This is a genomic window from Streptomyces sp. SPB074 (assembly GCF_000154905.1).
In the GTDB taxonomy this organism is placed as follows: Bacteria; Actinomycetota; Actinomycetes; order Streptomycetales; family Streptomycetaceae; genus Streptomyces.
Map to the genome: position 1 here is coordinate 772,426 of NZ_GG770539.1, position 2,041 is coordinate 774,466.

Genomic DNA, 2,041 nt, shown 5'->3' on the forward strand with positions numbered 1-2,041 from the left:
GGCGGGGTCGAGCACGTCGGCGTCGCAGTGATGAGAACCCGGCACGGCCGCCGCCGGACAGTTCCCGCGCGAGCGAGGCGCCGGCGGCGGCCGGCCCGCGCTCGCGCAGCGCGGCGACCGTGACGACGCCCATCCCGAGCGAGGCCAGTTCGGGGAGGTCCCTGTCCCCGTCCCTGATGCCCGCGTAGCGGATGTCCTCCTCGCGCAGGTACGGGGACAGGCCGTCGATGTCCGCGAGGTCCGCCTGGCCGCGCCCGGTGGCGATCGCGACCTCCTCGCCCGCCGCCGCGCCCACGGCTTTTGGCTTTTTCCGAGGTGGCGGAAGTCGGCCGAGGCGTCGGCGGCGAGGAGTCCGTAGCGTCCCCTGCGGCGTTTCGCGAGCGATTTGCCGAGCTGGATCGCGCTTTCTTTTTCCGAGCACCACGGGGAAGTCGCCCGCGTCCAGGAGCACTCCGACGCGGTCCGCCAGCCGCCTGGTGTAGGTGGCGAGTTGCGGGGCGTGGAAGACGCCGTCGCCCGGCTTCCAGTCGCCCCGGTCGTACGCGGGGGCGGGGACGGCGCCCGCGTCGTGGGCGCCGATGCGGCGGGGCAGGTCCCGGGCGCGCAGTGCCGCGGCGAGGCGGTGGCAGCCGGGCACGGCCCCGGGGGCCGGGGGGCGCAGGCCGAGGTTGGAGGGCGCGTCCAAAATCATCGTGCGTCGCATGGGGCTCATCCTCTACGGTGGCGCGGCACTCTTCACTCCTCTTTTCAGGAAGTCGCCATGAGCAACCCCGTCGCACCTGCCGGCCCGCAGCGCGAGCGCCACACCTATCGCGTCACCCTGCGGGGGGTGTGGGCTCCGCACGACGAGGCCGAGCGGGAGGTGCTGCGGGCGGGGCTCGCCGAGGCGGACGGTCTCGGCGCGATGCGGTTCACGCCCGGGGGTTCGCTCGCTTACGACCGCACGCTGAAGGCGTTCTCGTTCCGGGTCGAGGTGCGGTCGGACGCGGAGGACGGCGAGGAGATGGCCGCCGCGCTCGCCGAGGAGCGCCTTTCCGAGGTGCTGCGGGAACGCGGACTGCACTGCGGTGAGTTGCGCGCGTCGGTGACCGACCTGGACACGATGAAGGTCAACCGGAAGCGGCGCGGCTGACCTTACGGCGCCGCGGTCGTCATGTCGCTGGTGAGGGCGAAGCGTTCGTGTCCGCGCCAGGCTCCGTCGATGTACAGGAAGTCCGGCGAGTAGCCCTCGTGGCGGAAGCCGAGCCGGCGGGCGAGGGCGCACGAAGCGGCGTTCTCCGGCTGGACGTTGATCTCCAGGCGGTGCAGGCCGAGTGCCGTGAAGGCGTGGTGGACGACGAGGCCGAGCCCTTCGGTCATGAGGCCGCGGCCCTCCGCCCCGGCGAAGGCCCCGTAGCCGAGCGCGCCGCAACGGAACGCGCCGTGCACGATGTTGTTGATGGTGATGAAGCCGGCGAGGGTGCGGTCCGCGCGGGTACGGAGCAGGAATCCGGCGCGCGCGGGTTCCGCGAGGCGGTCCGCGTAGGTGGCGAAGGCGTTCGCGTCGGTGGGCGGTCGCAGCCACGGGTGGTGCAGTGCGCGGCTCTCGCGCGCGCGGGCGACGAAGGCGGGACCGTCCGCGTGCCGCAGCACGTGCAGTGTCGTGCGGGGGCCCTCGGCCAGGACCGGGGCGGGCGGCGGGGAGACCTCGGGCACGGCACCGGGCGCCTGCGGCGCGGACGGTCCGCGAGGGGCGGAAAGTACGGGGAGTGCGGTGTCCTCGGTCATCGCCGTACGCTAGCAAAGCCCGCGCGGCCCGTGGCAGGCTCACGCACATGCGCTCCTCTCCCTGCCCGCGTGCCGTCCTGTTCGACGTGGACGGCGTCCTGCTCGATACGGCGGTCGCGCACCGTCGCGTGTGGGAGGCGTGGGCGGTGCGTCACGGGCTCGGCATCGAGGCGGTGTGGCCGCTCACCTTCGGCAGGCGGCCCGAGGACACGGTCCGCGCGGTGGCGCCCGCGCTCGATCCGGTGGCCGAACGGCGGGTGCTCGACGGCCTGTT

3 protein-coding genes and 1 pseudogene are annotated in these 2,041 nt (G+C 73.9%); 2 read left to right on the forward strand and 2 right to left on the reverse strand.

Annotated elements, in window-relative coordinates; translation table 11 throughout:
- A partial coding sequence (locus SSBG_RS03145) for an arginase family protein (RefSeq protein WP_234010332.1) occupies nt 1–703 on the reverse strand: 703 nt, incomplete at its 3' end.
- A gap of 57 nt (nt 704–760) precedes the next feature.
- Here SSBG_RS03145 and SSBG_RS03150 point away from each other — a divergent pair.
- A complete protein-coding gene (locus SSBG_RS03150) occupies nt 761–1,132 on the forward strand; it encodes a DUF6204 family protein (RefSeq protein ID WP_050776712.1) in 372 nt (123 codons plus the stop codon).
- Between the two features lie 2 nt (nt 1,133–1,134).
- On the opposite strand, the gene SSBG_RS03155 is transcribed toward SSBG_RS03150, so the two are convergent.
- A complete protein-coding gene (locus SSBG_RS03155) occupies nt 1,135–1,767 on the reverse strand; it encodes a GNAT family N-acetyltransferase (RefSeq protein ID WP_078491201.1) in 633 nt (210 codons plus the stop codon).
- Nucleotides 1,768–1,814: 47 nt separating this feature from the next.
- Here SSBG_RS03155 and SSBG_RS30600 point away from each other — a divergent pair.
- A pseudogene (locus SSBG_RS30600) lies at nt 1,815–2,041 on the forward strand (phosphatase); the annotation flags it as partial.